The sequence below is a fragment of the Bacteroides sp. 43_46 genome (assembly GCF_001915455.1).
Lineage (GTDB): Bacteria > Bacteroidota > Bacteroidia > Bacteroidales > Bacteroidaceae > Bacteroides > Bacteroides caccae.
In genome coordinates this window covers 14,017-39,877 of sequence record NZ_MNQN01000112.1, presented here as the reverse complement: position 1 = coordinate 39,877, position 25,861 = coordinate 14,017, and the positions used below count along the sequence as shown (strand labels likewise).

Genomic DNA, 25,861 nt, shown 5'->3' with positions numbered 1-25,861 from the left:
ATCTTCATCATTTATTCATCACGCAAGGCTTCGGTGGGAGGAATCCTACTTATCTTGTAAGCCGGAATAAAGACTCCGAGCAACACCACAACGATAATAATGATATAAACTATAAGTGACACTACTATATAATGCAGCCAGAAATTGTTAATCCAAAGTGAAGGCACGACATAGCCCTGTTCATACCAGTTGCCTTCTGCCAGTCCATACTGCAAATAAATCAGACACCCCACCAACCAGGCAAACGAAGCCAATATAGCAGCTTCTCCCATTAATAGCCTGCATATATTACCCGGTGCTGCCCCATAGCTCAACATAATTCCCACTTCTTCACGGCGGCTACGAGTTTGGAGCCAGAAAGCACCGGTGACTCCTAACGCCAGATTAATAAGAAAGAAAACCGCTAATATTATATTCATCCGGTATTTATTGGTAACACCGGAGCCATATTCCAAGTAATCCAATTGTTCCTTGTAAGTAGAGACCTCCCGTATATAAAGATTACCGGCTTTCAGATTACTGTATGCCCAAGTACGGAAGTCATGCAGAAAACGTTGCTCGGACACATCCGGTTGCAGACGAATCAAAAAAGATCCCCCGTTCCATACTTCTTTCGAACGAACATTCAATTGCGGTTCAAAGAAAGAATACATACCTTGTTCATAATTACGGGAACGCACTTTCTCCACGACTCCTTTTATTGAGAAAAAAGTTGTATCCTTCTCATCGTCATCGCTATTATAAAACAGTCGTTTTCCGGTCAATCGGCCGACCTTCGGAAGGATCTGCAACAAATCAGCAGATACAACAAGATCATTTCTCTGATAATCCATATTGTCCAATTCTCCCAATGTCTTTCCTTCAAAGGTTTTGAAACCAAAAGTCTCAAAGAATCCGGTATGGGGTATAAAGTAGGATATGGACGCCGGTATTGCCAATGTATCGTATGCATAAGTATTATACGAACTCCCTCCCGAACCCGGAAAAGCAAAAGTCACCAAAGGAGCAGCATTCTGTACACCGGGATAATCACGCAACTTACGTAACATACGATGCATATTTTCCATTGTATGAAGAGAATCCGCTTCTTCCTTATTATAATCAGGAGCAGTGGAAGGCAAACTGCGGATAGGAGCAATCAGCAACCCGTCCGGTTCGTATCCTAAAGGCAACGTCTGATTATAACTTAACACAAAGAGAGGATCAGTGATATACCAGGTCAGAACAGTGACCAGTATCAGTTCGGCAAGCAACCACGCATTCCGGACTCGCCGTGCCCAAAGATTTTTCAGTATCAGTTTCAACATAATGATCTAATTCTATTATATATAAAGTGATAACCCTATTTCTGCTCATTCAAAGATTCAACTATCGGATGGCGTAATGCATTCCATGCGGGTATTAACGCTGATATCAGATTCAGTAATAAACAGAACAGAGCCGCTGCCACAAAGATTAACGGAGCAAAAAACATATCAATTCCCATTCCCAAATTCACTCCTTTAGGAGGAAACTTAGGAAAGACTTCGAATAAACTGAATATCTCATATCCCGACAAAGCAAGTACAATCCAAGCTATTACCAATCCGAGAAGAGTTCCCAAGCCTGTAAGGAGTAGATTTTCCCAGATAATCTGTACCAATAACCGCCTGCGGGAAGCACCAAACGCCTTACGTATACCCAAATCCGGTAACTGGCGTTCCATACGGGCAGAAATCATGCCGCTCAAATTGAAAGCGGGAACAAAAAGTAATACCATAAAGATACCTACAAACATCCATATCACCCTGCCCCAGTCGACAGCGACATTACTCCAGAGGCGGAAAGTGCTATGCCAATAAAGTTCGGGTTGTCCCACTAAATCCAGCTTCCACCCGTCACCCATATCCGATACATTAAATTTACGGACAAGTTCCAGTACTTCATCTTGTACATCTGTGACACTTTTCGATTCCTTCATCAAAATGTAGACACGATAACCTCCCAACGCCCAATGGCTTCCTTCATCATCATAGCCATCGCGACAACTATAAGGAAGATAAACTTGGGCATACGAGTCCGGTGTAAGAAAACTGCCACTTTTCACAACACCCACCACTTTTACATTGGTATAATCCATTAAGAAGTTTTTACCGACCACTCCCTTAGTTGTTCCGAAAAGCTGCTGTGCATAACTATCTGTCAGTACTACATTATGAATACCGCTACGGCGATCGGCCTCAGTAAATGGCTTCCCCTCCAGAAAGACCAAAGGAAAGACACGGAAAAAGTTCTCGTCCGTATACCTTGCATAAGTCGGAATTTCTTCTTTGTCGTTTGTCACCCGGGCATAACTTGTACCAGACACTCCGGTACTTACTTCCGCACTTTCCAACGAGTAGAACCAGTCTTTCAACATTGCATAACTGATATTGGCAGAATGAGTACTCTCATCGTTTGTCATTTTAGCGGATTTCACCACCAATGTACGCATCCTGTTCGTCTCCGGATAAACAGGAGCCAACCGCACATAATACACAATAGCTATTACCATTGTCATAACGATAGAAATCCCTGTTCCTACAATATAGAGCGTGCTGAAAAGCGGATTCTGCTTCATTAAGTTCCACGCTTGTTTCAAATATACCCTGACAGCCATATCTTCTACCTTATTTTAGTTTCAGTTTATTCTTGTTTTTATAGGAGTTCATATCGCTCACCACTACCCTGTCGCCCGGTCTCAACCCGCTCAGCACTTCTACATATTCAAAGTTGGAATCGCCCAACTGTACTTTACGTTTGACCAGTTCGCTATCCGAATCGCAGACAAACAGTTCATATTCACCGCGTCCCACATAGAAAGAGCCATTGGCAATACGCATCACATCTTCTTTCACGGCATTCATCACATAGACATCCGTCTTCAATCCGGAACGCAGACGGCGGTGGTTATCCTCCTTCAACTGTACGCTGAAAGAGATCACCCCATTCTTGGAAAGCGGTGTCACACTGCTGACAGTTCCTTCCAATTTATCACTGCCGATTTTCACAATCGCTTTTCCCCCTGCCGACACACGGTCGCCGTACGTATCGGCAATCTCGCCTTCCACTTTGAAATGACTCAAATCGGAGATGACTGCCACTTGTTCGCCCTGCGAAATCTGTGCACCAATCTGATTATTAATAAAGGTAAGGATAGCTTTTCGGGGAGAACGTATTTGCGCATCCTCAAACGTACGCTTCATCTCCGCCAGACTCTTACGGAAGATATTGAAATCAAGTTCCTGCACCTTCAACTCTGCGGCGGCCACTTCCTGTTCATTTTTAAACTGCTGTTGAAGTTGTTCGTATTCGAGCTGGGCAACATTATAGCTTAGTTCCGCCTGACGGACTTTATCCGTTGTTCCTGCCCCGAGACTGTCCAAATAATGTTCGTTCCGCAGTTCCACCTTCATCCGGCTAAGTTTCATGGCTGAAACCTTGATCTGCATCGCCATATCGGAAAGTTTGGTCTGGCTGTTGACACGAAGCTGGTCAAGTTTATAACGACGCATTTGTTCTTCATCCAACAGTTTCTGGTATTGTGTTTCCGTACTTTGAAGATCGAGTTTCAAAATCGGAGTGCCTATCTCCACGCTATCGCCTCCTTTTTTATAGATTTCAAGGATACGGGAGTTAATAGGCGAATTGATTATCTCTTCAAAAGCAGGAACCACCTTTCCCGACGCGCTGACACTGACTTCGATCACTCCTTTGTCGACTGTAGAGAACACAAGATCTTTTTCTTCTACTCCCACTCTCATCAAAGAGATGAGTACACTGACAACAATAACTCCTGCCACCCCTATGGCCGAATAACGAATGATTTTCTTATTACGTTCTTTCTGACGAACTTCCTTAGGAATTTCTCTGTCCATATCTGATTGTTTATGATTTTATCATGTATTATATTCATTCGGAACTTATATATACCAAATCCGTGCCAGAATCATAAACTACTGAAATAGAGAATGTAGCCCAAAAGAAAGGGTGTCCGAAATCGAACACCCTGTACGAATTTACCGTTCAGAAACAGAACGGTGTGCCGCATAAGACGACATTATGCTTTTTCCTGTCCGCTTTGTTGCGGTTCGTGCAGCAGGTCTTTTCCTAAGTGGGTAGTCGCTTCAACGACCTCCCTGTCACGAATCTCCTTTGCTTTCCGGGCATAGACAATCATACGCATGGACTGGTCGTAAGTGAAATAGTTCCATATCCAGTTAAGTAGTACCACCACCTTGTTGCGCACGCCAAGAATAGAACGCAAATGAACTACCAGCCACAACACCCAGGCAAACCAACCTTGCGTCTTTATCTTACTAAATTCCGCCACGGCACGGTTACGACCGACAGTTGCCATTGAGCCGAGATTCCGGTAATGGAAAGGTTTCATCTCCTCTCCTTTTTCAAGGCGCATCAGATTCTTTGCCAGGAGTTCACCCTGCTGGATAGCGACTTGTGCCAGTTGAGGATGTCCGTTGGGGTAGTCTTTATCAGAAAACTGCACACATTGGTCACCAATGGCAAAGACGTTCTTCATTCCCTCCACCCGGTTAAATTCATCGACTTTAATACGTCCGCCACGCCCTATCAACGAAGCATCCATGTTTCCGAAAGTAACACCAGTCACACCACTCACCCAAATAAAGGTACGGGTGGCAATCTCGCTACCGTCTTCTAGCATTACCTTATGATCGCGATAGTCGACCACACGCTTGTTCAGCAATATGTTCACTCCCATTTCACGAAGGAATTTTTCCGCATGAGCGGATGAATCCTCCGACATTCCGGCAAGCAGTCGTGGTCCGGCTTCCACCAGATAGACATGCATCAGGCTAGCCGGCATATCGGGATAATCGTTCGGCAGTACAAACTTCTTCATTTCCGAAAGTACACCGGCCACTTCTACGCCTGTGGCTCCTCCGCCTACAATGACGATATTCAGCAGTTCCTGTTGTTCCTGTTTGGTTGAGCAGGTCAGCGCCCGTTCGAGATTAGCCAAAAGAGCATTCCGCAGTCCCATGGCTTCGGAGACGTTCTTCATCGGCATGGCCTCTTCTTCGATATGCTTATTACCGAAAAAGTTGGTGGTAGTGCCTGCCGCCAAGACGAGGTAATCGTATTCGGCTTTCCCAATGGAAGTCTGTATCATGTTCTTTTCCGGGAAAATGGCGCGTACTTCCGCCATTCGGAAATAAAAGTCTTTCCGGTGCTGGAAAATTTTACGGAAAGGGAACGAAATGGAAGTAGGTTCCATACCCGCCGAAGCCACCTGATAAATCAACGGGGGAAACTGATGATAATTATTCTTATCAATCAATACCACCTGAAAGCCTGATTTCTTCAGCTTATTAGCTAACTTCAGGCCACCGAAACCACCGCCTACTATGACGACACGCTTCTTGTCAACTTTTGCAATATTTAGACTCATACTCCAATCATGTTTTATCCTAATAATAACATCCGGATGAGTCATTTAGTTTTCCTTTTGTCCAACTTTTACAAAAAGGAAAAAAAGCGTGTTCAAAGCTGCCTAACGAAGACGCAGGCGGTCGCCCACTTCGGGGACATAATCACCGTCCTTACGATTCATCTTATACAGGTTTTTGAGCCGGATACCGTATTTCTGGGAAATGCCATGCATGGAATCACCGTCCCTCACCACATATACAGTATGAGGTTTGGAGGCTTTCTTCTTTTTGGATTTCAGATAGATGATGTCTCCTTCCATTAAGGTATATTCACGATGCAAGTCGTTATACTTCACAAGTTTCTTCCAACTGATACCTAATTCCTTGCCCAAATCCTGGAAAGTATCTCCGTGGCGGGCGACAACATAGGCGATATCATTGGCTATGTAAATCTGATGCGGATTCATCAACCAGGGTTTTTTCCTTAGCTTACGTTCGGAGTAGACACCCTTACGGTCGTACTTATACAGGTCATAATCTTCGATGATAGTAATCAGACGGTTGGCATAAGAAGGGTCGGTGGCATATCCGGCTTTCTTCAATCCCCGTGCCCAACCTTTATAGTCTGTAATATCCAGTTTGAAAAGAAAGGCATAGCGGGCTCCGCGTCTCAGAAACTCAGAGTGGTCTTCGTACGAATCACGCGGATTACTGTACGCACGGAAACACTCATTACGCGCATCGTCATCATGGCGGACACTACGCCCCCGCCAACTGCCGCCGCACTTGATACCAAAATGGTTGTTGCTCTTGCGTGCCAACTGGCTATATCCGGCTCCGCTTTCCAACAATCCCTGCGCCAGCGTTATACTAGCCGGAATCTTATGAAGCTTCATCTGCTCCACAGCCAGATCACTATACTTATTTATATATTCTACGTAACGGGAATTTCTTCGTTGCGCCTGCGCTCCTACTGCAAAGAAGAAAACCATAGTTAAAAAGACCAGTCTATACAGTTTGTTCTCCATTTTATTTCAGATGTGGATTATAAGGCACAAAAATCTGAAAAATAATTGGGATTATCAATCTCTTTCCTAACTTTGTAACATTAATTGTAGAAACCAATCCCCTAACGTATATGAGAGACCTCACAATTACCGCAATTATTAAAGTATATCAATATGATGAGTTGAATGAGGCCGACCGGGCTCTTGTGACCACTGCCAAGGAAGCAACCGCACGCAGCTATGTCCCTTATTCGCATTTCTCAGTGGGTGCAGCCGCACTGCTGGGCGATGGAACTGTGGTGTCCGGCACGAATCAGGAAAATGCCGCATATCCGTCGGGACTCTGCGCGGAACGTACCACACTGTTCTATGCCAACTCCCGGTACCCCGACCAGCCCGTCATCACACTTGCTATCGCCGCCAGAACGGAGAAAGACTTTATTGATAATCCGATTCCTCCCTGCGGTGCCTGCCGCCAGGTGATTCTCGAAACGGAGAAACGCTACGGGCAACCGATCCGCATTCTGCTTTACGGCAAAGAATGCATCTACGAAATTAAAAGTATAGGCGACTTACTGCCGTTATCATTTGACGCATCAGCTATGGAGGATTAATTATGCTGCAACAATATCACACAAAACTTAAAGGAACACTCGCGCTTACGGATTCTTATCAGACAGAGAAGACACTGCAAAAAGAAAAAGGACTCTACAAGTTTATATGGGTGCGCAAGGGAAGTATCACGGTGGAAATCGACCACCAGGAAATGCTGATGTCGCAGGATGATGTGATTTCACTGACACACCTGCAACATCTTGAGTTCAAATCAATCGACGGGGAATATACAACTTTACTGTTCAACAGTAATTTCTATTGCATCTACGGCAATGACCATGAGGTGTCGTGCAGCGGTTTCCTCTTCAACGGTTCGTCCCACCTTGTCCGCTTCACCCTCAACGAGCAGGAACGCCGGCAACTGAACGATATCACCGTAGCCATGGAAAACGAATTCACCGTTTCGGACAGCCTTCAGGAAGAAATGCTGCGCATCCTTCTTAAAAGGTTTATCATCCAATGTACCCGGATAGCCCGTCACCGGTTGGACATTACACGGGAAAAGGAATCCGGCTTCGAGATTGTCCGCCAGTACTACAATCTGGTGGACGAGTATTACAAGACTAAGAAACAGGTGCAGGACTATGCCGATATGTTGCACAAATCACCCAAAACCCTGTCGAATATCTTTTCTACGTGCAAACTGCCTTCCCCACTCCGTGTGATTCATGAACGGGTGGAAGCGGAAGCGAAACGCCTGTTGCTGTACAGCAGCAAAAGTGCCAAAGAGATAGCCGATATTCTGGGGTTTGAAGATCAGGCTTCTTTCAGCCGTTTCTTCAAAAACATGACGGGACAGAGTGCCGTGCAGTTCAGAAATGAGCAGATTGGGAAGAATTGATAAGTAATGCGGCAGTATTGCCATTTGGAGGTTATGAGGAAAGCGCGACCTTTGCGGTGTAAGTTAAACTCATAAACGACAACAATATGAAAGAAAAATTTATCGCATTACTGACCTTCACATCAAGTCTGAGAAATTTTGGTACCAAGTTTATCCGTGTAGCCATTCTAGTCGTATTCGTATGGATAGGCGGGCTGAAGTATTTCCACTACGAAGCCGACGGGATTGTTCCGTTTGTAGCCAACAGCCCGTTCATGAGCTTCTTCTATGCAAAGGAAGCGCCGGAGTACAAAAACTTCAAGAATCCGGAAGGTGCTCTGGTACCCGAAAACCGTGCATGGCACGAAGCGAACAACACATATACTTTCTCCTACGGACTGGGAGCGCTTATCATGAGTATCGGTATTCTGGTGTTCTTGGGCATCTTCTTCCCCAAAGTGGGACTGGTGGGCGATTCGCTCGCTATCATCATGACGCTCGGTACACTTTCGTTCCTCGTCACCACGCCGGAGGTCTGGGTACCCAACCTGGGGAGCGGAGAATTCGGTTTCCCGTTACTGTCCGGTGCAGGACGGCTGGTGATTAAAGATATCGTCATACTGGCAGGTGCAGTAGTGCTTCTATCCGACTCGTCACAACGTGTACTCAAAACATTGAAAAAAGACTAACCTCACTACTTTTGAATTCCTTAACTTCTCGAAACGACGAAAACAAATAATTCATCTCACTGTTATATAGTTGAATATTAATCGTTAATGAAAGAAGTTATGAAACAATATGATGCAATCATTATAGGGTTCGGCAAAGCAGGAAAGACTCTTGCTGCCGAACTTTCAAACCGCGGCTGGCAAGTTGCCGTCGTGGAACGTTCAAGCATGATGTATGGAGGAACGTGTCCCAACATCGCCTGTATCCCGACGAAAACGCTCGTGCACGAAGCCGGCATTGCCGCCTTGCTCTATCACGATGATTATCCGAAACAGGCGAACTTATACAAACAGGCTATCGGCCGGAAAAACAGACTGACGTCTTTCTTAAGAAACAATAATTATGAAAGGTTAAGCAAACGTCCCAATGTAACGGTCTACACGGGAGAAGGTTCTTTCGTTTCGGCTAATATCATCAAGGTGGCGCTGCCGGAAGGGGATATCGAACTGCAAGGGAAAGAAATCTTCATCAATACGGGTTCCACACCGATTATTCCGGCAATAGACGGGATTAAGGAGAGTCAGAAAGTATATACCAGCACTACTCTTTTGGACTTGAACGTGCTGCCTCAACACCTGATTATCGTGGGCGGAGGATATATCGGACTGGAATTTGCTTCGATGTATGCCGAGTTCGGGAGCAAAGTTACCCTTCTCGAAGGAGGCAACCGGTTCATGCCCCGCAACGACCAGGATATAGCGAACAGCGTGAAAGAGGTGTTGGAAAAGAAAGGGATAGAGATTCATCTGAATGCCCGTGCACAGTCTATCCATGATACGAATGACGGTGTGACGCTGACTTATTCGGACGTATCCGACGGCACTCCTTATTTTGTAGACGGTGACGCTATCCTTATCGCAACCGGGCGAAAGCCTATGATTGAAGGGTTGAACCTGCAAGCAACAGGTATAGGGGTGGATGCTCACGGGGCTATCGTGGTGAATGACCAGTTACGCACAACCGTCCCTCACGTTTGGGCAATGGGTGATGTGAAAGGCGGACCGCAGTTTACCTATCTCTCATTAGATGATTTCCGGATCATCCGCGACCAGCTTTTCGGAGACAAGAAACGGGACATCGGAGATCGTGACCCTGTTCCTTATGCCGTATTTATCGACCCGCCGTTGGCTCATATCGGACTTACCGAAGAAGAAGCACTGAAAAGAGGATATTCTTTTAAGGTTTCCCATTTGCCGGCTACTTCTGTGGTACGTTCGCGCACGTTGAAACAGACAGACGGCATGCTGAAAGCAATTGTAAACGACCATAGCGGAAAGATCATGGGGTGTACACTGTTTTGCGCCGAAGCCCCGGAAATAATCAATATCGTTGCCATGGCGATGAAAACAGGACAACATTATACATTCCTGCGGGATTTCATCTTTACGCATCCTAGTATGAGTGAAGGCTTGAATGAATTGTTCGATATATAAGAAATAGAATGGTAAAGAAATAAAGGAAGATATAGACTATAAACCAGTTGATTAGCAATAAACTTCCTCTTGCCTACTCACAAACTTATCCCGGACGAATACTAAACTTATCAGACCCTAACAATAAACTATAAACGAAGCTTTTGTTTTTATAAATGCAACCTGCGTTTTTATAAATGAAAGCTTCATTTTTATAAATACAAGTTGCGTTTATAGATTACCACCAATAGAAAGAAACTTTAGTCCCTAATGCTCAGAACTTTGTCGTTAACTCAGAAAAACTTCTCCATTCACGTTCCGGACTACCGAAACAGAGCCTCTAAACAGGGCAGACAAAGATTCTGATTCAGCAGAACAGAAGGTCTGAATTGAGTAAATGGAGCCTCTGAAATAACTTTTCTACTGAAATAGAATAGGATTCTTCCCCAAAAGTGCTATCTTTGCGCCCAAGTTAAACTATATACTTACCGCAATGAGAATTTCCAAGTAAGACAACACTTCTAAGTAAACATCACTTTTCTTATATGCTTTTTCCTCGTTGTTAAGCATCACGGAATCCGTGTTGTTTAGCCGGTATTGTGTTTGTCGCCCCCTGCCCCGTGATTATCTTTCACTATTTCTTTCACTTCAACCCCAATAGACAACCATGCCTATAAGTATTCAACAAATCAGCTATATCCACCCGGATAAAGAAGTATTATTCAGTGACCTCAACTTTGCCATTAGTAAAGGACAGAAACTGGGATTAGTCGGTAATAACGGCTGCGGGAAATCTACCCTGCTGCAAATTATTGCCGGACAACTATCACCGTCTTCCGGCGTTATTGTCCGCCCAGACGACATTTATTACATCCCCCAACATTTCGGACAATATGATTCGCTGACCATTGCCCAAGCCTTGCGGATAGACCGCAAGCAACAAGCCCTGCAAGCTATCCTGGCAGGAGATGCCTCAACGGAGAATTTTAACCAGTTGGACGATGATTGGAATATCGAAGAACGTTCCATTGCCGCTCTTGACTCATGGGGATTAGGCCAGTTTCCCCTGTCCTACCCAATGCATTTGCTTAGCGGCGGAGAAAAGACCCGTGTTTTTCTGGCAGGTATGGATATTCATAATCCCTCTGTCATACTCATGGACGAACCGACCAATCATCTTGATTCGTCGGGCCGACAACGTTTGTATGACTGGGTAGAGAAATGTCACTCTACGTTGTTGGTCGTGAGCCATGACCGTACCCTGCTCAATCTTCTTCCCGAAATATGTGAATTGGAGAAACATCAACTCACTTATTATGGCGGAAACTACGAATTCTACAAAGAACAGAAAACTCTGATGCGGGAAGCCTTACAACAGCGTATCGAAGAAAAAGAAAAAGCACTGCGGATAGCACGCAAGGTAGCCCGTGAAACAGCCGAACGAAGAGACAAACAGAATGTACGCGGTGAGAAAGCTAATATTAAAAGAGGTGTTCCACGCATTGTACTAAATGCATTGCAGGGAAAATCAGAAAAAAGTACCGGCAAACTTAACAGCGTGCATCAGGAGAAAGCCGACAAACTGACAGAAGAACGTAACCAACTCCGGGGTTCTCTCTCTCCAACGGCTGCGCTTAAAACAGATTTCAACGGTTCTTCCCTGCACACCGGAAAAACGTTAATTACGGCAAAGGATATCAACTTCGGTTATCATTCTGCTCCGAACGACAGCGATAGCCAAAGCGATAACGAACCTTCCGAAAATAACCTGCCGGAACAACTGCTTTGGCAAACTCCCGTCAGTTTTCAGTTAAAGAGTGGCGACCGCCTCCGCATAGAAGGGACCAACGGCAGCGGAAAGACTACTCTCTTGAAAATCATCACCGGACAACTTCAACCACAGACAGGAACACTCACACGGGCAGATTTTTCTTATGTTTATCTGAATCAGGAGTATTCTATCATCGACGACCGGAACAGTGTCCTTGAACAGGTTTACGCTTTCAACAACCGCAATCTGCCGGAACATGAAATAAAGATCATCCTGAACCGTTACTTGTTTCCCGCTTCCGAATGGGACAAGTCCTGCCGGAAATTAAGCGGCGGCGAGAAGATGCGGCTCGCTTTCTGCTGCCTGATGATCAGCAACAACACACCGGATATGTTTATTTTGGACGAGCCGACCAACAATCTGGATATACAGAGTATCGACATCATCACTGCGACTATCAGGAACTATACAGGTACCGTCATAGCCATTTCGCACGATAATTATTTCATTCGAGAAATCGGTATCGAACAGCGTATTGTATTAAGTTAATCCATTGACATTTTATCAGACAAAGTATTAAATATCAATACAGTTTTTTATACCTTCGCAGCGCGAAGCAAAAGAAGAAGATTAAAATGAATAAAACAACGCAATCATGGTGGTTCGTCTTTTATAAAGACCAGTTATTACTTGAGAAGAAAGAGAACGGCACATTTGCTCTTCCTTATGGAGAAATTCCGCCTATCACTATTAAAGAAAAAACGACGGTACATACTATCACAACATTAGAGGGAAAGACTTGTAAGTCTTTCTCCCTCTCCTCGCCTTTTGAAGAATCGACACAGTATGTAATGACCGGACTTCGTGCCTCTTATGATTATCTCCCGCTATCTCACTATCAGGCAGCAGGAAAAGCGCATGAGATTCTGCACTGGGACCGGAACAGTCGTTTCTGTTCTGCCTGCGGCACTCCTATGGAACAGAAAGAGGACATCATGAAACGTTGCCCGAAATGCGGACGGGAAGTATATCCTTCTATTTCTACTGCAATTCTCGTCTTAGTAAGAAAAGAGGATTCATTGCTCCTGGTCCATGCCCGTAACTTCAAGGGAACGTTCAACAGCCTCGTAGCCGGGTTCCTGGAGACGGGCGAGACATTAGAGGAGTGCGTAGCGCGTGAAGTGAAAGAGGAAACGGGACTGGATGTGACGAACATCACCTATTTCGGCAATCAAGCATGGCCTTATCCCAGCGGATTAATGGTTGGGTTCATTGCAGATTATGCCGGAGGGGAAATCAAGTTGCAGGAGGAAGAACTGAGTTCCGGAGACTTCTACACACGGGACAACTTGCCGGAACTTCCCCGAAAGCTGAGCCTCGCACGAAAGATGATCGACTGGTGGCTGGAATGCTCTCACAAATAATCGGCTATGGAAAACATCATCAAAGGTATCCGGCAATATTATCCGGTATCGGACAGTTCTCTGGAGGTTCTTTTCAGTCATATGGAAAAGCTGGAACTTCCTAAAAAACACTTACTGATACGCGGTGGTGTAGCAGACCGTCACGTCTACTTTATCGAAAAAGGATTTTGCCGGTCTTATTGTTTACACGACGGCGAAGAAATCACGATATGGTTTTCACGCGAAGGTGATATCACTTTTGCCATGAAAGACTTGTATCACGACGAACCGGGATACGAATATGTAGAATTGTTGGAGGACTGCGAATTATATGCCATACGTATCGAAGACTTGAATCGGATTTATGAAACCAACATCGAGATTGCCAACTGGGGACGGATTATTCATCAGGAATGCCTGCTATATATGGATATGCACCATATCAACCGGCTCTATCTTCCGGCTAAGGAACGTTACGAACAACTCTTACGTGAACAACCCGATGTCATTCACCGTGCCCAACTGGGGTATATAGCTTCCTTTCTTGGCATGACTCCCCAACATCTTAGCCGTCTGCGTTCCGAATCCTAAGTTCTTTTTTAATCTATGTGAATTTTTATCTCATAAGAAAACACTACTTTTGCAGTCGAATACAAAAAAACTGATAAGTATCGTGATTAACACATTAACTTCTTTACGGATATTCTTTGCCCTAATGGTATTTGGGGCGCACTGCTACGTCATTGATTCAAGTTTCGATGCTCATTTCTTTAAAGAAGGGTTTGTCGGAGTCAGTTTCTTTTTTGTGCTCAGCGGTTTTATTATTGCTTACAACTATCAGGAGAAGTTATTGGAAAAGACCGCTACCAAACGAACATTTTGGGTAGCACGCCTCGCCCGCATTTATCCCTTGCATTTACTGACATTATTAATTGCCGTATGCATAGGAGGATACGTTCAATATAGCGGCACGGCAGACTGGATAAAACACTTTGCCGCCTCCACCTTTCTCCTACAACCGTTCTTCCCCTCTGCCGACTACTTCTTTTCATTCAACAGTCCTTCGTGGAGTTTGGGATGCGAACAGTTGTTTTATTTCTGCTTTCCTCTGATTGTTCCTTTCTTGCATACCAAAAGAAGCCTGTTTATCACACTGCTCATCTGTCTTCCAATTATGCTGGCAGGCATGTATCTGACCAACGAGGAGCAAATCAAAGCATACTGGTATGTAAATCCATTCACCCGCCTGCCTGACTTTTTCGTAGGTGTCCTGCTTTACCAGTTCTACCGGTCATTATGTAATAAAAAACTTTCTTATTCCACCGGAACTTTATTAGAGGCAGGAGCCGTTGCCTTATTTTTACTGTTCTTCCTCTGCGCCGCAGACATTCCTAAAGTCTATCGCTATTCTTGTTATTACTGGTTACCCGTCTCGCTAATCATTCTTATATTCGCCTTACAACAGGGAGGCATATCCCGATTGCTATCCAACCGGTTCTTAATCATAGGCGGAGAAATCAGTTATAGTTTCTACTTGATACATTTGTTTATCATAGATGCATATATGCGAATGTCCGCCCACTATCATTGGCAGATACAATGGACAATAAGTGTCCCCGTCATTCTCTGCATCACCATTATACTCAGCCTGCTTTCTTTTTATTATTTTGAAAAGCCTGCCAACAAATGGGTAAAACGAATATTCACTAAAAAAACAATCATAAATCAACCCCATGGAATTATCAACAAAAACACCGCGAATTGAAGTAGTAGACGCTCTCAGAGGTTTTGCCGTAATGGCTATCCTCTTGGTACATAACCTGGAGCATTTCATTTTCCCCGTCTATCCGGAAAGTTCTCCCGAATGGCTTACCATTTTAGATGCCGGAGTATTTAATGCAACATTCTCATTGTTTGCAGGAAAATCTTATGCAATCTTCGCCCTGCTTTTCGGATTCACTTTCTATATCCAATCGCACAACCAGCAGTTGAAAGGAAAAGACTTCGGCTACCGTTTCTTATGGAGAATGGTATTGCTTGCAGGCTTTGCTACTCTCAATGCTGCCTTTTTTCCGGCAGGAGATGTGTTGCTTCTGTTCGTTGTGGTCGGCATCGTACTGTTTATCGTACGCAAATGGAGTGACAAAGCTATTTTAATCACTGCTATCTTCTTCTCACTACAACCGATTGAATGGTTCCACTACATTATGAGCCTTTTCAATCCTGCCTATACCCTGCCCGACTTAAATGTCGGAGCGATGTATGCTGAAGTAGCAGCTTATACCAAAGGTGGGAACTTCTGGGAATTCCTGATAGGTAATGTCACCTTGGGACAGAAAGCCAGTTTGTTTTGGGCTATCGGCGCCGGACGTTTCTTACAAACTGCCGGACTTTTCCTATTCGGCTTGTACATCGGACGCAAACAGTTATTCGTCACCACCGAATCTCATTTGAAATTTTGGGTAAAAGCGCTCATCATTGCTGCTATCAGCTTCGCACCTCTTTACTCTTTGAAAGAGCAAATCATGCAGAGTGACAACAGTCTGATTCAACAGACAGTGGGTACCGCTTTTGATATGTGGCAGAAATTCGCGTTCACTATCGTATTGATTTCCTCCTTCATCCTACTGTATCAGAAAGCTAAGTTTCAAAAAGCTGTTTCCAGCCTCCGCTTTTACGGCAAGATGAGCCTGACAAACTATATTTCCCAATCTGTTCTGGGTGCCATTATCTATTTCCCATTCGGATTTTATCTGGCTCCTTACTGCGGATATACTCTAAGCTTGATTATAGGTATTGTTCTTTGTATCTTACAGGTTCAGTTCTGTAAATGGTGGCTGTCCGGACATAAACAGGGACCATTGGAGACGATATGGCATAAATGGACTTGGATAGGGAGCAAATAAAAAAAGTAACCGTTAGAAAAGAATAAAACCAAAAAGCAGGCCACGAAATACACACAAACTACAAACGAACAACTTACGAAAATGAAACTTAGCGTATCACTCTAAAGCATCAACAAAAGTGTGTATATCCGTAGCCTGCGTGCTTAAATTGAGATGATGCCAATACAACAAGATTCCCGGAAGAATGATTAGAAAGGGGACTTAAAGAATGCAAAGGAAATGAAAGAACTGTACTAAACCGGCTTGAATAGTGGGAAACAGATGCAGGACAGATATAAAGAAGCGCCTCCACAATCTTCGAAAAGACTATGGAGGCGCTATTTATTATTTATTCTGAACTATCAGAAGAAATAAGATCAGATACCCAATGACTTCTTCACTGCTTCAATCTTTTCCATTGCAGCAGACTCGGCAGAAGCATAACAGTTACGGCAACCCATTTCACCTTGTACTTCCATATAGAATTTGATCTTCGGTTCTGTACCTGAAGGACGAACAGAAACTTTGCTGCCGTCTTCTGTGAAATATTGCAGGACATTAGACGGTTCCGGCATATCAATAGCAGTTACATTACCTTTATCGTCTGTTTGTTTCAAAGTCTTGTAGTCTTTACTCAGAATCACTTTCGAACCACCCAATTCTTTCGGAGGATTAGCACGGAAGTTTTCCATCATAGCTTTGATTTCTTCAGCACCACTCTTGCCCGGTTTCACTACGTTCACAGTAAATTCTTTAGAGAATCCGTATTCTACGTAGATATCCAGCAACAATTGATACAATGACTTACCGTTATCTTTTGCCCATGCAGCAACTTCTGCAATCAAGCAGCAGGCTGATACCGCGTCTTTGTCGCGAACGAAGTCTTCGGCAAGGAAACCATAGCTCTCTTCACCGCCTCCAATGTATTTCTTCTTACCTTCACGCAGACGGATTTCACGTGCAATCCATTTGAATCCGGTGTAGCAGTCGAGCATTTCAATGTTATTCTTATCAGCAATCTTCTTGATAAGTTCCGTAGTTACGATTGTCTTCACACAGAACTCATTACCTTTAATCTTACCCAGTTGTTTGTATTGAGTGAGAATATAGTAAAGATACATCATACAAGTCTGATTACCGTTAATCAGCACCCATTCACCTTTATCATCCTTACAAGCGATACCTACACGGTCTGCATCCGGGTCGGAAGCCATAACGAGGTCTGCATCAATTTCTTTAGCCAGATTCACAGCCATAGAAAGAGCTTCGGCATTTTCCGGGTTCGGAGAGATGACAGTCGGGAAGTTACCGTCCTTAATCATCTGTTCGGGAACAGTAAACACATTTTCAAATCCCCACATCTTCAAAGCACGCGGAATCAACATCATACCTGTACCGTGAATCGGAGTATAAACAATCTTCATGTCTTTGTGGCGGGCGATTGCTTCCGGATCAACAGAAACTGTCTTCACCATGTCCAGATAAACTTTGTCTATATCTTCACCGATAATCTGAATCAAATCCGGATTGCCTTGGAATTTGATATCAGCAGCAGAGGCAATAGCGTTTACTTCGTCGATGATACCTTTATCGTGCGGAGCCAGTACTTGCGCACCGTCATCCCAGTATGCTTTGTAACCATTATATTCCTTCGGGTTGTGAGAAGCAGTCAGGATGATACCGCTCTGGCAACCGAGGTGACGGATAGCGAAAGACATTTCGGGAGTAGGACGCATATCGTCGAACAGATATACTTTGATACCGTTGGCAGAGAAAATATTGGCAGAGGTCTCCGCAAACAAACGGCTGTTGTTACGGCAGTCATGACCAACCACAACAGAAATCTGCGGCAGATCTTTAAAGTTCTTCTTCAAATAATTAGAAAGACCTTGTGTAGCGGCACCTACCGTATAGATGTTCATACGGTTGCTACCTACGCCCATGATACCGCGTAAACCACCGGTACCAAATTCGAGGTCTTTGTAGAATGCTTCTATTAATTCGGTTTTATCATCGTTTTCCAACATTCGCTTCACTTCAGCCTGAGTTTCAGCATCGTATGCCGGGGTCAACCATTTTTCGGCTTTTTCAGTGACCTGTTTAATAAGTTCCTGATTTTCCATTTCGATTATTGTTTATTGGTTAATGAATTATTACTATCTATTTCTTGAGCACACAAATGTAAAATAATAAGTTTATAAATCCTACATTTTTCCTCAAAATAATAACCGTAAGAATACATTTACCGGCTCTATTCAGTTAAAATGATACAGCACTAAAACATAAATATCATCTCTTGTCAAGCAAGAGGCCGCTTCACATGCCCGCCCCTGTAAATTTCCTCTCCGATAGTACTGCATAAACTCCCGGGAATGAATAGAAGACGCACCGGCATATTTCGGAAAACTTCCGTTCATATTATCTATCTCAACCGGCAGTTCAGGGATAAAATCACTATTGACCAACACCGGAGTAAAGATCTCCTTTTCGCGGTAATCGTAGACAAACGAGTCTCCGTCCAACTTCTTGATATTCCGTCTATACACTTTCTCTATCACATCCAAAAACAGAAAACGTCTGCTACAAGCTGAAACCGACATTAACTTCAAAGGAAAAGTAGAACGGGGAGCCGGAGTACGTACCAACAAAGGTTTCGTTCCTTCTTTCCCATAAGAGAAAACGGTATCATTGGAAAATTCGGATAATATCATTTCATCACCATTCTTCAACAATGGCTTTACGGAAAACATACAGGAAATTACCCCTTGCCTGTCTCCATTCCTTAGTCGGATGCGAAAGCGGTTCGTAATACGATACTTTACATGAAAAGGCAAAGAACGCATTCCTCCGTCAGTTTTCGACATTAAATAATAATAAGTTCCTTTTTGGACAGGATTATCTACATCTTCCCTTCCGTCGTTAAATATCAATGAATCTTTATCATAATCAAACACCTGTTCGAAAGACATATCATAGGGAAGATTCAACGTACGCTTATAGTTGCCGGACAGGCTATAAACCTGGATTTTGAAAACTGAACCGACTACATATATTTCTTCACGTTCTTCATCTACAAACACCGAGAATATATAATAATATTGTTCTTTTTGCTGTCCCTGATGATTAAAACGATAACGAAGTTTTCCGGTTGCCCGTTCAAAAACCATAATTGTCTGCTGCCAATTATAAGCTACTACCCAATGGGGCGAAACACTCGCTGAAGTCAGACTATATCTATCTAATGAATCCGCCCCGACTGTATACAAAGGAATATATTCAGGACTCGCCACCTCTGCCAAATCCAGTTTCTTTTCAGGATAAGCAGCATTCAAATCTATCACCGGCAACGTTTGTTCCACCGATACCGCCACATCCGAACGTTTACATCCTACCAGCAGACACAAGGAGAAAAAGAACCATATAATCTTCATCTACGTTTCATTTGAATTTGTACAATATGAGTAAAGGATTATCATCAACTGTCATCTTCTCCGCCACCTTCTTCAAGTTTCCCGTCAACTTTCCTTTCTCCAACATATCCAATAAACGGTCAGTATCCCACGAATCGAAAACACATTTTTCAGGTAATGCCGATAATACGCCTCCCATTCGCATTGAACGGGCGGGCGAATAGTCTTGATTCTCAAATTCCAAATCATATACTTTCTTCTCAACCGTATCATAAACAAATTCTTTAGTATCAAACGAAGTTTTCCCCGGTTCATACTTTTTCAATGCAGTCGACATTAACAGATAGCTCCCAATCTTGGCATAACATTGCATAACGAGTCTTGGCTCGGAAGCATCTGCTTTCGGAGTACGTACAAACAACGGGGTCAACTTATGATTACAATAAGAATAAACAGTATCACCTGCCAAATCTGCAAAGATAAACTCCGAACCGCTATTTGCTAACGGATAGAGAGACATTGAAACGGTAGCCGTCTGTCCCCCTTGAGTAATATAAATGCGTTTTCCCACACGTTTGTGGATAGTTACCGGAAGGCGGGAAACAGCTCCGTTCTTTTTCGAAATCAGTAAATAGGGACGACTATTGGGCTGTTTATCTTTTCTATCCAACATATAACTATCGTAACCCAACAAATGTTGCTCATCACAATTGTACATAATTTCAATCCGTACATCTTTGGGAATAGACAAAGAACGCTTGTATTTTCCCTCTATCGAATAGACCTGTATTTTATTAGATATGTCAAGCAGAAACAACTCTTTAGCCTTTTCGTCCAAGCGTAACTGCAAAGGATAGTTGTATTCTTCCCCACTCCCTCCTTTATGATTAAATGTATGGCATATTTTCCCTTTTCTGTCGAATACGAAGATTTGCCCTTCATTGGCATTATACGTTGTTATATAGTGTTCGGTAAATGAACAATGCAGAGTAGCCACTCCGTCCAGCAACACTTTATCCGATGTTTCCAGCGGAATGTATTCAGCAGTTGCAATATCTTGCAATACTAATTTCTTTTTCGGATATTCCTTAGTGATATCAATAGTCGGCAGTTTGGAAGTCATCTGCCCCGACTGAGCCGAACCGGCAACGGCAAGGCATAAAGCTAAAAAGGTAAATAATAGTCTTTTCATGGCTGTTTTATATTTAAAGTGAAACAATCTATATACTATTTTTTATTCTCATTAAGAAATGTTTCCAGCACATCGTTAGGGCCCAGTCCCAGTTTTTTCTTTATACGTTGCTTGGATTTAGTCACAGAAGTATTATCTATATTGAATAATATCCCTAAAGCTGAATTGTCAAGCCCGGCATGAAGCAAATAACAGATTCTTCTGTCATGCTCTCTCAATAACTCACAACCATTCAGTCTGGCGGAAATATTCCCATAAAACAGGTCAATGAGTTCAAACAATCGGTTCCATTCTTCTTGTGTCTCTATGATTCCATAATAAGGTTCACTTTTCAATAGCCAAAGTTGTGTGAAAGCGGTAATCCGTTGTGAAGAAATAGATGAGTTGGTTCCCATTTGAAGTTGCTGTAACAATCCTTCCCTATCGGAATGCAATATATGCAGTTGTTTCATCAACAACAAATTCTCATGTTGCAGATTCTCATAATTTATAGATTTGTTCTTTTCTTCACGTAACAGTAACGCATTCTTCTGCTGAGTTCCTTTCAAATCACTGATAATACGCCTATTCTTTTCTATTACAGCTGTGTAATTCTCTATTTGACGCTCATTGTCACGTAAACGTTTCATAACACCAGCCAATACCTTCTCTTTCTTCCACTTCTCCCGATAATACAAAACCAACCCTACTACCAGCAAGCAACATGAAATTGACAGAATGATCAAATAATACATACGCTTTCGAAGTTGCTCATTCTGCAATTGCTGATTCTCCCATTTAAGACGTTCTTTTTCATAATTCTGTCCTAAAGCACGAATCGTCGAAGAAACCGAAATCTGTTTATCAAGCGAATCTTTACACTGGATATAATATTCGGCATACTTAACGGCAGTGTCCGGATGATTGGTTCTCTTCTCAATTTCATATAAAAGCTGATATGCACTCGAACATATATACATATCGCTCGTCTGAACAGCTTTCTTCAACCAAATTCTCGCTTCTTCGGCATTATTCATACCGATATAGTACTCCCCTGCAAGCAAATTGGAAAAATCGTCATCAGATACGCTATCCAAACACTTCAACATCAGACGAGGTGAATAATCGTAAAATCCCGCCTTTGAATAGATAGCTTCCAGTTCTTTGGATATAGTATGCAGTAACTTCTTATCTTCCAAGCAGGAAGCCACCTCAATAGCCTGCTCATAATAACAGGCTATGCTATCGGAATGATGCAACACCAAGTTCGTACGCCCTATATTACGCAATGCCAATGCCAACCGGATATTTTCTCCCGTCAATGCATAAATCGACGCACTTTGCCGAAATAAATCGAGTGCATCATAATAAAGTTCACGATATAAATAAACAATTCCGAGACGATCACTAGCAGCCGCTTCCAACGATTGTTCTCCCGTTTGCTTAGCTAATTCCAACGAACGATAATAGAAGGCTATTGAATTTTCCTCATTACCAACCTGACGGCAACTGTCACCCTTCTGTAACAGAGAGGCTATCTTTTCCCTCTCTACTTCAACAGATGATGACTCTTGGCAAGAAACAAAGAGTAATGTGATAAGCAAGTAATATATAATAAAGATGATTCGCATAGTAGTTGGTGTTTGAAATAGAATAAGGCAAAGATAGGCAGCAGCAGAAAAGAATCCAAATATTTGGAATGGACAAATACATGGCAAATACATTACTGATTATCAACATAATAAAAATCCACATCACCCGCAAAGCAGAAATGATGTGGACATTATATATGATTTAATAACAACTAAAACAACTATTATTCCGGCACTTCATATCTTTTTCCTGTCTGCTTCACATATTCTTCCAGAAATTCTTTCGGATACCCCGGACGAATAACACCGGCAGGCTGTCCGATAGAATTACGTTCAAACTTACCGTCCTTTACTCGTTTCACTACTCCGTCGTTATACTTCACAATCAGGAATGTGCCTAATTGTTTCCAAGTATCGAAAGTACTCTGAGCCGTCATATTGGTATAATTCGTCAAAAATTCAACTGCAGCAGACTTATCTTTAGCCAAAAGTCTGGCAGCCATTTCTTCTATGCCCTCCTGAGCATTATTGAAAGTCGTTTCCAGTTCTTTTTGAGTTGCACGTACATCATCAATCATCAAACTGTAACGGGGATAAACCATATTAGACACCCAATTGAAAATCCAGAAAGCCGAATTCCATGAGAAAGTGATATAATCAGCTCCGTCCACACGTGTGTAACATACCGGAGCTTTAGTTACACAGCAATAAACAGGTGTGAACACCGCCATATTCGCATCATCTACTCCAAACCAAAGCACACCACCTATCGGATCGGGTTTATTGGCACGCATCTGCGCCACAAATACAAAGCCGCTTTGTTGAGTGGAAATCGGACGTTCGTTGAAATATTCCCGGTCGCCTACTTTGAAATTCAGAGGAGAAAGACGATAGGGAGTCTTGTAAAGACCTGCCCCGAAATCATTGGAAATATCGAGAGGCGTACCTTCATAATGGTCACGCATCATGTCTTTTACATCCTGCACGGAAAGCTTATGCTTCGGCTTCACAAAAAGAGGCATTGGGGTATTAGTCTTTCCTTCTATATAAGGAAGATAATCTTTACCGTTATCTGTAAATTTATTGAAATAGCTCCACACACGAGCTTCACAGAAACGACGGGCTCCGAAATCCAACGGTGCATACGCATTGGCAAAGCTGAAATCCTTATTCACACCACTGAAATAGCCTTTCTCACGGGCAAAAGATACGACATCCGGCGAGTATATACAATTCTCCTTGTCGTTCATATCGAACTGATGAATGCGTGATTGGTTGGCGTGAGCCGAGATACAGTCATCCGGCACACGTACAGCTACCCATACTGCTCCACGGATACCGGGACCTTTACCAATCATTTCCATAATCCAAATTTCATTCGGGTCGGCAATGGTAAAAGATTCCCCTTCACTGTAATAACCGTATTGCTGTACCAAATCAGTCATCACCTTAATCGCTTCGCGAGCTGTACGCGAACGTTGCAGACCAATATAAATCAGACTTCCATAGTCGATAATTCCTGTAGAATCAGCCAATTCAGGGCGTCCGCCAAAAGTTGTCTCACCAATAGTAACTTGATATTCATTCATATTACCCACTACATTGTAAGTCTGGCGTGCCTGTTCGATTTCTCCCAAATATTTACCGGTATCCCATTCGTACACTTTCAACATGGTTCCTTTAGGATATGTAGCAGCAGGATAGTGATAAAGTTCTCCAAACAGGCCATACGAGTCGGCAGAATAGGAAACGATAGTCGAACCATCAGTCGATGCATTCTTGCCGACAATTAAATTAGTACAGGCGAAAGTATCCGCCACTGCCGCCAGGAATAGAGCAGCACAAAAAATAAGTCTTTTCTTCATATATGATTTTCTTTTAATAATTTACCAGATAAAACTTTCACGGGATACGGTTTCATTTCCGCAATAATCAGTTACCGTAAATTCAACGATATGTTTTCCACCTTTCTTCACACGCTTCGGATCAAGTACACATTCCCAATACGATTTCACAATATTCGGTCGTCCGAAAAGTGCATATTCGCCGTCAATCGTTCCACGGTAGGATGCAATACCCGTTCCTTTGTCCTTCAAACGATAGATAATCTTTCCGGTTCTTCCCCATTGCTTCTTATTAACAGGAATAATTTCAGGCGGAATTGTGTCAATGGCAACCGTATAAGTTCCCAATTCACGAATAGATACCTTCATGTATCCGTCTTCATACTTTCCACCGACACTATATTTTCCTCCTCTCGGGGTGACACGGACTACATAATATTTTGTAGTATCAGTTATAGGCTTTCTACGTAAGCCAATACGCAATTCACAGCTTGCATGAAGCGGAATCGGTTTGTCATTTAACTGATATGTAAACGCAACAGCACCGCTATCAGCTTTTACTTGATAATTAAGGGGGGCATCGTCATATAACATTCCTTTGGGAACAACCAGATTCAAACCCGGCTCTTGCAGATAGTTTACCTTATCCCACGCAAAGAAATACTTTTCGCGATGTTGCAATGGCTCAAGCGGTTGTTTTCGCCCCCTAACCGTGAAACTATATTTAGAAGTATTGCCAAAAACGTCCTTCAGAGTATACATGAAGCGATAATCGCGTTCTTCATCAATAGTCACCAAACCACGATTAGTGTTCGATGCCTTTAATAAACGTAATGTATTTCCCGGCTCGATGAAGGATTTCATATATTGCCCGCAAGTCCAAGAGTTAATCATCCGGTTTTCTTCTTGTGAGAAACGATCGACAGTACTGCGGAATACTTCTTTCTCATCTACTGTAAGCACTACAGAATACACTCCGTAATGATTGCTCACTCCATCCATATAGTCATACGCCTTGATGCCTGTACCTATCACACCCCATGCTTCCACCGGACGTCCGGTGTTCGGAAGAATCATTTTATTTTCTTGCTTACCATCCACTACTCCTTTACCAAGTTGAGGAAAAAACATTATGCCGTCCGCTTTCGGAGCACGCGTATCTTTTATTTTCGTTTTGAAAAAAGGCATGGGATCTACATAATCTCCCGTCTCCGTTTCAAAAACATCCAAATGAAGATGCGGTCCGAATGAATAGCCGGTATTCCCACTCCATGCTATTTGTTGTCCCGCTTTTACTGGATACTCATCCGGTTCGGGGATAATCTCTACTTCCCAGTTTTCATTTTCATATTGCAGTTTTTCCACCCTTTCGGCAATAGGGGAAATAAAACCGCTCAAATGACGATTGATAGTAGAATAACCGTTATGATAGCAGACATCAAGTACATAGCCCGAACCATTCGTCACACGGATACGTGAAATATAGCCTTCTGCCAATGCACGAACAGGTTTACCGATTACTCCTCCCGTTTTAAAATCCAATCCGCCGTGAAAGTGATTAGAACGGATTTCTCCGAAGTTTCCGCTCAATGTAAGAGGAAAGTCAAAAGGTGGTACAAAGGTGGCTTGCTTCTTTTCTTGCCCATATCCTCCGATGCAGCAAGCCAACATCAAAGTGGTGATATATCGTCTCATCATTCCATTCACTTTTTACTCCCGCAAATGTACACTATTCCCACTAAACTACGAAATATCCGAAAGGAATGATAAGCG

Annotated in this window: 20 protein-coding genes; 9 read left to right on the top strand and 11 right to left on the bottom strand. The window is 43.1% G+C overall.

Features of this window, described 5'->3' with window-relative positions:
- Positions 1-11 precede the first annotated feature (11 nt).
- The 5 genes from BHV72_RS11090 to BHV72_RS11070 form a co-directional block, all read right to left on the bottom strand.
- Complete coding sequence (locus tag BHV72_RS11090; protein ID WP_005681526.1) at positions 12-1,307, bottom strand: ABC transporter permease; 1,296 nt, start codon at positions 1,305-1,307, stop codon at positions 12-14.
- Positions 1,308-1,342: 35 nt separating this feature from the next.
- Positions 1,343-2,638, bottom strand: coding sequence for an ABC transporter permease (locus BHV72_RS11085; protein ID WP_122350542.1), 1,296 nt, complete (start codon positions 2,636-2,638; stop codon positions 1,343-1,345).
- A gap of 10 nt (positions 2,639-2,648) precedes the next feature.
- The gene (locus BHV72_RS11080; RefSeq protein WP_122264059.1) at positions 2,649-3,896 is read right to left on the bottom strand and encodes an efflux RND transporter periplasmic adaptor subunit; all 1,248 of its coding nucleotides are present in this window, start codon (positions 3,894-3,896) and stop codon (positions 2,649-2,651) included.
- 182 nt (positions 3,897-4,078) lie between these two features.
- The gene (locus BHV72_RS11075) at positions 4,079-5,449 is read right to left on the bottom strand and encodes an NAD(P)/FAD-dependent oxidoreductase (RefSeq protein ID WP_022042119.1); all 1,371 of its coding nucleotides are present in this window, start codon (positions 5,447-5,449) and stop codon (positions 4,079-4,081) included.
- A 102-nt stretch (positions 5,450-5,551) separates the two neighbouring features.
- Positions 5,552-6,457, bottom strand: a complete 906-nt coding sequence (locus tag BHV72_RS11070; protein ID WP_286855956.1) for a glucosaminidase domain-containing protein — start codon at positions 6,455-6,457, stop codon at positions 5,552-5,554.
- 110 nt (positions 6,458-6,567) lie between these two features.
- Between BHV72_RS11070 and BHV72_RS11065 the strand changes: the two genes are divergently transcribed.
- From BHV72_RS11065 to BHV72_RS11025, 9 genes are all read left to right on the top strand, one after another.
- Complete coding sequence (locus tag BHV72_RS11065; RefSeq protein WP_005678595.1) at positions 6,568-7,050, top strand: cytidine deaminase; 483 nt, start codon at positions 6,568-6,570, stop codon at positions 7,048-7,050.
- A gap of 2 nt (positions 7,051-7,052) precedes the next feature.
- A complete protein-coding gene (locus tag BHV72_RS11060) occupies positions 7,053-7,892 on the top strand; it encodes an AraC family transcriptional regulator (RefSeq protein WP_005678594.1) in 840 nt (279 codons plus the stop codon).
- An 86-nt stretch (positions 7,893-7,978) separates the two neighbouring features.
- Positions 7,979-8,560, top strand: coding sequence for a DUF417 family protein (locus BHV72_RS11055; protein ID WP_005678592.1), 582 nt, complete (start codon positions 7,979-7,981; stop codon positions 8,558-8,560).
- 99 nt (positions 8,561-8,659) lie between these two features.
- Complete coding sequence (locus BHV72_RS11050) at positions 8,660-10,033, top strand: FAD-dependent oxidoreductase (protein ID WP_286855953.1); 1,374 nt, start codon at positions 8,660-8,662, stop codon at positions 10,031-10,033.
- Between the two features lie 646 nt (positions 10,034-10,679).
- Positions 10,680-12,332, top strand: coding sequence for an ABC-F family ATP-binding cassette domain-containing protein (locus BHV72_RS11045; protein WP_022042122.1), 1,653 nt, complete (start codon positions 10,680-10,682; stop codon positions 12,330-12,332).
- A gap of 80 nt (positions 12,333-12,412) precedes the next feature.
- The gene (gene nudC, locus BHV72_RS11040; RefSeq protein ID WP_286855976.1) at positions 12,413-13,207 is read left to right on the top strand and encodes an NAD(+) diphosphatase; all 795 of its coding nucleotides are present in this window, start codon (positions 12,413-12,415) and stop codon (positions 13,205-13,207) included.
- Positions 13,208-13,213: 6 nt separating this feature from the next.
- Entirely contained in the window at positions 13,214-13,777 is a 564-nt protein-coding gene (locus BHV72_RS11035; RefSeq protein ID WP_005678585.1) for a Crp/Fnr family transcriptional regulator, read from the top strand.
- Positions 13,778-13,859: 82 nt separating this feature from the next.
- Complete coding sequence (locus tag BHV72_RS11030; protein ID WP_258908704.1) at positions 13,860-14,951, top strand: acyltransferase family protein; 1,092 nt, start codon at positions 13,860-13,862, stop codon at positions 14,949-14,951.
- On the top strand, positions 14,920-16,092 hold the full coding sequence (locus tag BHV72_RS11025) for a DUF418 domain-containing protein (RefSeq protein WP_005678583.1): 1,173 nt from the start codon (positions 14,920-14,922) through the stop codon (positions 16,090-16,092). The genes BHV72_RS11030 and BHV72_RS11025 overlap by 32 nt, the downstream gene beginning before the upstream one ends.
- 356 nt (positions 16,093-16,448) lie before the next feature.
- Here BHV72_RS11025 and BHV72_RS11020 read toward each other — a convergent pair whose 3' ends face one another.
- The 6 genes from BHV72_RS11020 to BHV72_RS10995 form a co-directional block, all read right to left on the bottom strand.
- Positions 16,449-18,194, bottom strand: coding sequence for a phospho-sugar mutase (locus BHV72_RS11020; protein ID WP_286855947.1), 1,746 nt, complete (start codon positions 18,192-18,194; stop codon positions 16,449-16,451).
- 132 nt (positions 18,195-18,326) lie between these two features.
- The gene (locus BHV72_RS11015) at positions 18,327-19,502 is read right to left on the bottom strand and encodes a DUF4934 domain-containing protein (protein WP_286855946.1); all 1,176 of its coding nucleotides are present in this window, start codon (positions 19,500-19,502) and stop codon (positions 18,327-18,329) included.
- Between the two features lie 7 nt (positions 19,503-19,509).
- Positions 19,510-20,673 (bottom strand): DUF4934 domain-containing protein, encoded by a 1,164-nt coding sequence (locus BHV72_RS11010; RefSeq protein ID WP_286855944.1) that lies wholly within the window; start codon positions 20,671-20,673, stop codon positions 19,510-19,512.
- A 35-nt stretch (positions 20,674-20,708) separates the two neighbouring features.
- Positions 20,709-22,283, bottom strand: coding sequence for a tetratricopeptide repeat protein (locus BHV72_RS11005; protein WP_286855942.1), 1,575 nt, complete (start codon positions 22,281-22,283; stop codon positions 20,709-20,711).
- Positions 22,284-22,468: 185 nt separating this feature from the next.
- Positions 22,469-24,109: a C69 family dipeptidase gene (locus tag BHV72_RS11000; RefSeq protein ID WP_122264066.1), complete on the bottom strand. Its 1,641-nt coding sequence runs from the start codon at positions 24,107-24,109 to the stop codon at positions 22,469-22,471.
- Positions 24,110-24,130: 21 nt separating this feature from the next.
- Entirely contained in the window at positions 24,131-25,783 is a 1,653-nt protein-coding gene (locus BHV72_RS10995) for a M23 family metallopeptidase (RefSeq protein ID WP_286855974.1), read from the bottom strand.
- Positions 25,784-25,861: the final 78 nt, after the last annotated feature.

What these genes read in the sequence shown, in the direction of transcription:
- BHV72_RS11050 (WP_286855953.1), top strand. Translation starts at nt 8,660, where the DNA reads ATGAAACAATATGATGCAATCATTATAGGGTTCGGCAAAGCAGGAAAG.
- BHV72_RS11010 (WP_286855944.1), bottom strand. Translation starts at nt 20,673, where the DNA reads ATGAAAAGACTATTATTTACCTTTTTAGCTTTATGCCTTGCCGTTGCC.
- BHV72_RS11015 (WP_286855946.1), bottom strand. Translation starts at nt 19,502, where the DNA reads ATGAAGATTATATGGTTCTTTTTCTCCTTGTGTCTGCTGGTAGGATGT.
- BHV72_RS11035 (WP_005678585.1), top strand. Translation starts at nt 13,214, where the DNA reads ATGGAAAACATCATCAAAGGTATCCGGCAATATTATCCGGTATCGGAC.
- BHV72_RS11090 (WP_005681526.1), bottom strand. Translation starts at nt 1,307, where the DNA reads ATGTTGAAACTGATACTGAAAAATCTTTGGGCACGGCGAGTCCGGAAT.
- BHV72_RS11075 (WP_022042119.1), bottom strand. Translation starts at nt 5,449, where the DNA reads ATGAGTCTAAATATTGCAAAAGTTGACAAGAAGCGTGTCGTCATAGTA.
- BHV72_RS10995 (WP_286855974.1), bottom strand. Translation starts at nt 25,783, where the DNA reads ATGAGACGATATATCACCACTTTGATGTTGGCTTGCTGCATCGGAGGA.
- BHV72_RS11020 (WP_286855947.1), bottom strand. Translation starts at nt 18,194, where the DNA reads ATGGAAAATCAGGAACTTATTAAACAGGTCACTGAAAAAGCCGAAAAA.
- BHV72_RS11070 (WP_286855956.1), bottom strand. Translation starts at nt 6,457, where the DNA reads ATGGAGAACAAACTGTATAGACTGGTCTTTTTAACTATGGTTTTCTTC.
- BHV72_RS11000 (WP_122264066.1), bottom strand. Translation starts at nt 24,109, where the DNA reads ATGAAGAAAAGACTTATTTTTTGTGCTGCTCTATTCCTGGCGGCAGTG.
- BHV72_RS11055 (WP_005678592.1), top strand. Translation starts at nt 7,979, where the DNA reads ATGAAAGAAAAATTTATCGCATTACTGACCTTCACATCAAGTCTGAGA.
- BHV72_RS11085 (WP_122350542.1), bottom strand. Translation starts at nt 2,638, where the DNA reads ATGGCTGTCAGGGTATATTTGAAACAAGCGTGGAACTTAATGAAGCAG.
- BHV72_RS11065 (WP_005678595.1), top strand. Translation starts at nt 6,568, where the DNA reads ATGAGAGACCTCACAATTACCGCAATTATTAAAGTATATCAATATGAT.
- BHV72_RS11005 (WP_286855942.1), bottom strand. Translation starts at nt 22,283, where the DNA reads ATGCGAATCATCTTTATTATATATTACTTGCTTATCACATTACTCTTT.
- BHV72_RS11060 (WP_005678594.1), top strand. Translation starts at nt 7,053, where the DNA reads ATGCTGCAACAATATCACACAAAACTTAAAGGAACACTCGCGCTTACG.
- BHV72_RS11025 (WP_005678583.1), top strand. Translation starts at nt 14,920, where the DNA reads ATGGAATTATCAACAAAAACACCGCGAATTGAAGTAGTAGACGCTCTC.
- BHV72_RS11080 (WP_122264059.1), bottom strand. Translation starts at nt 3,896, where the DNA reads ATGGACAGAGAAATTCCTAAGGAAGTTCGTCAGAAAGAACGTAATAAG.
- BHV72_RS11045 (WP_022042122.1), top strand. Translation starts at nt 10,680, where the DNA reads ATGCCTATAAGTATTCAACAAATCAGCTATATCCACCCGGATAAAGAA.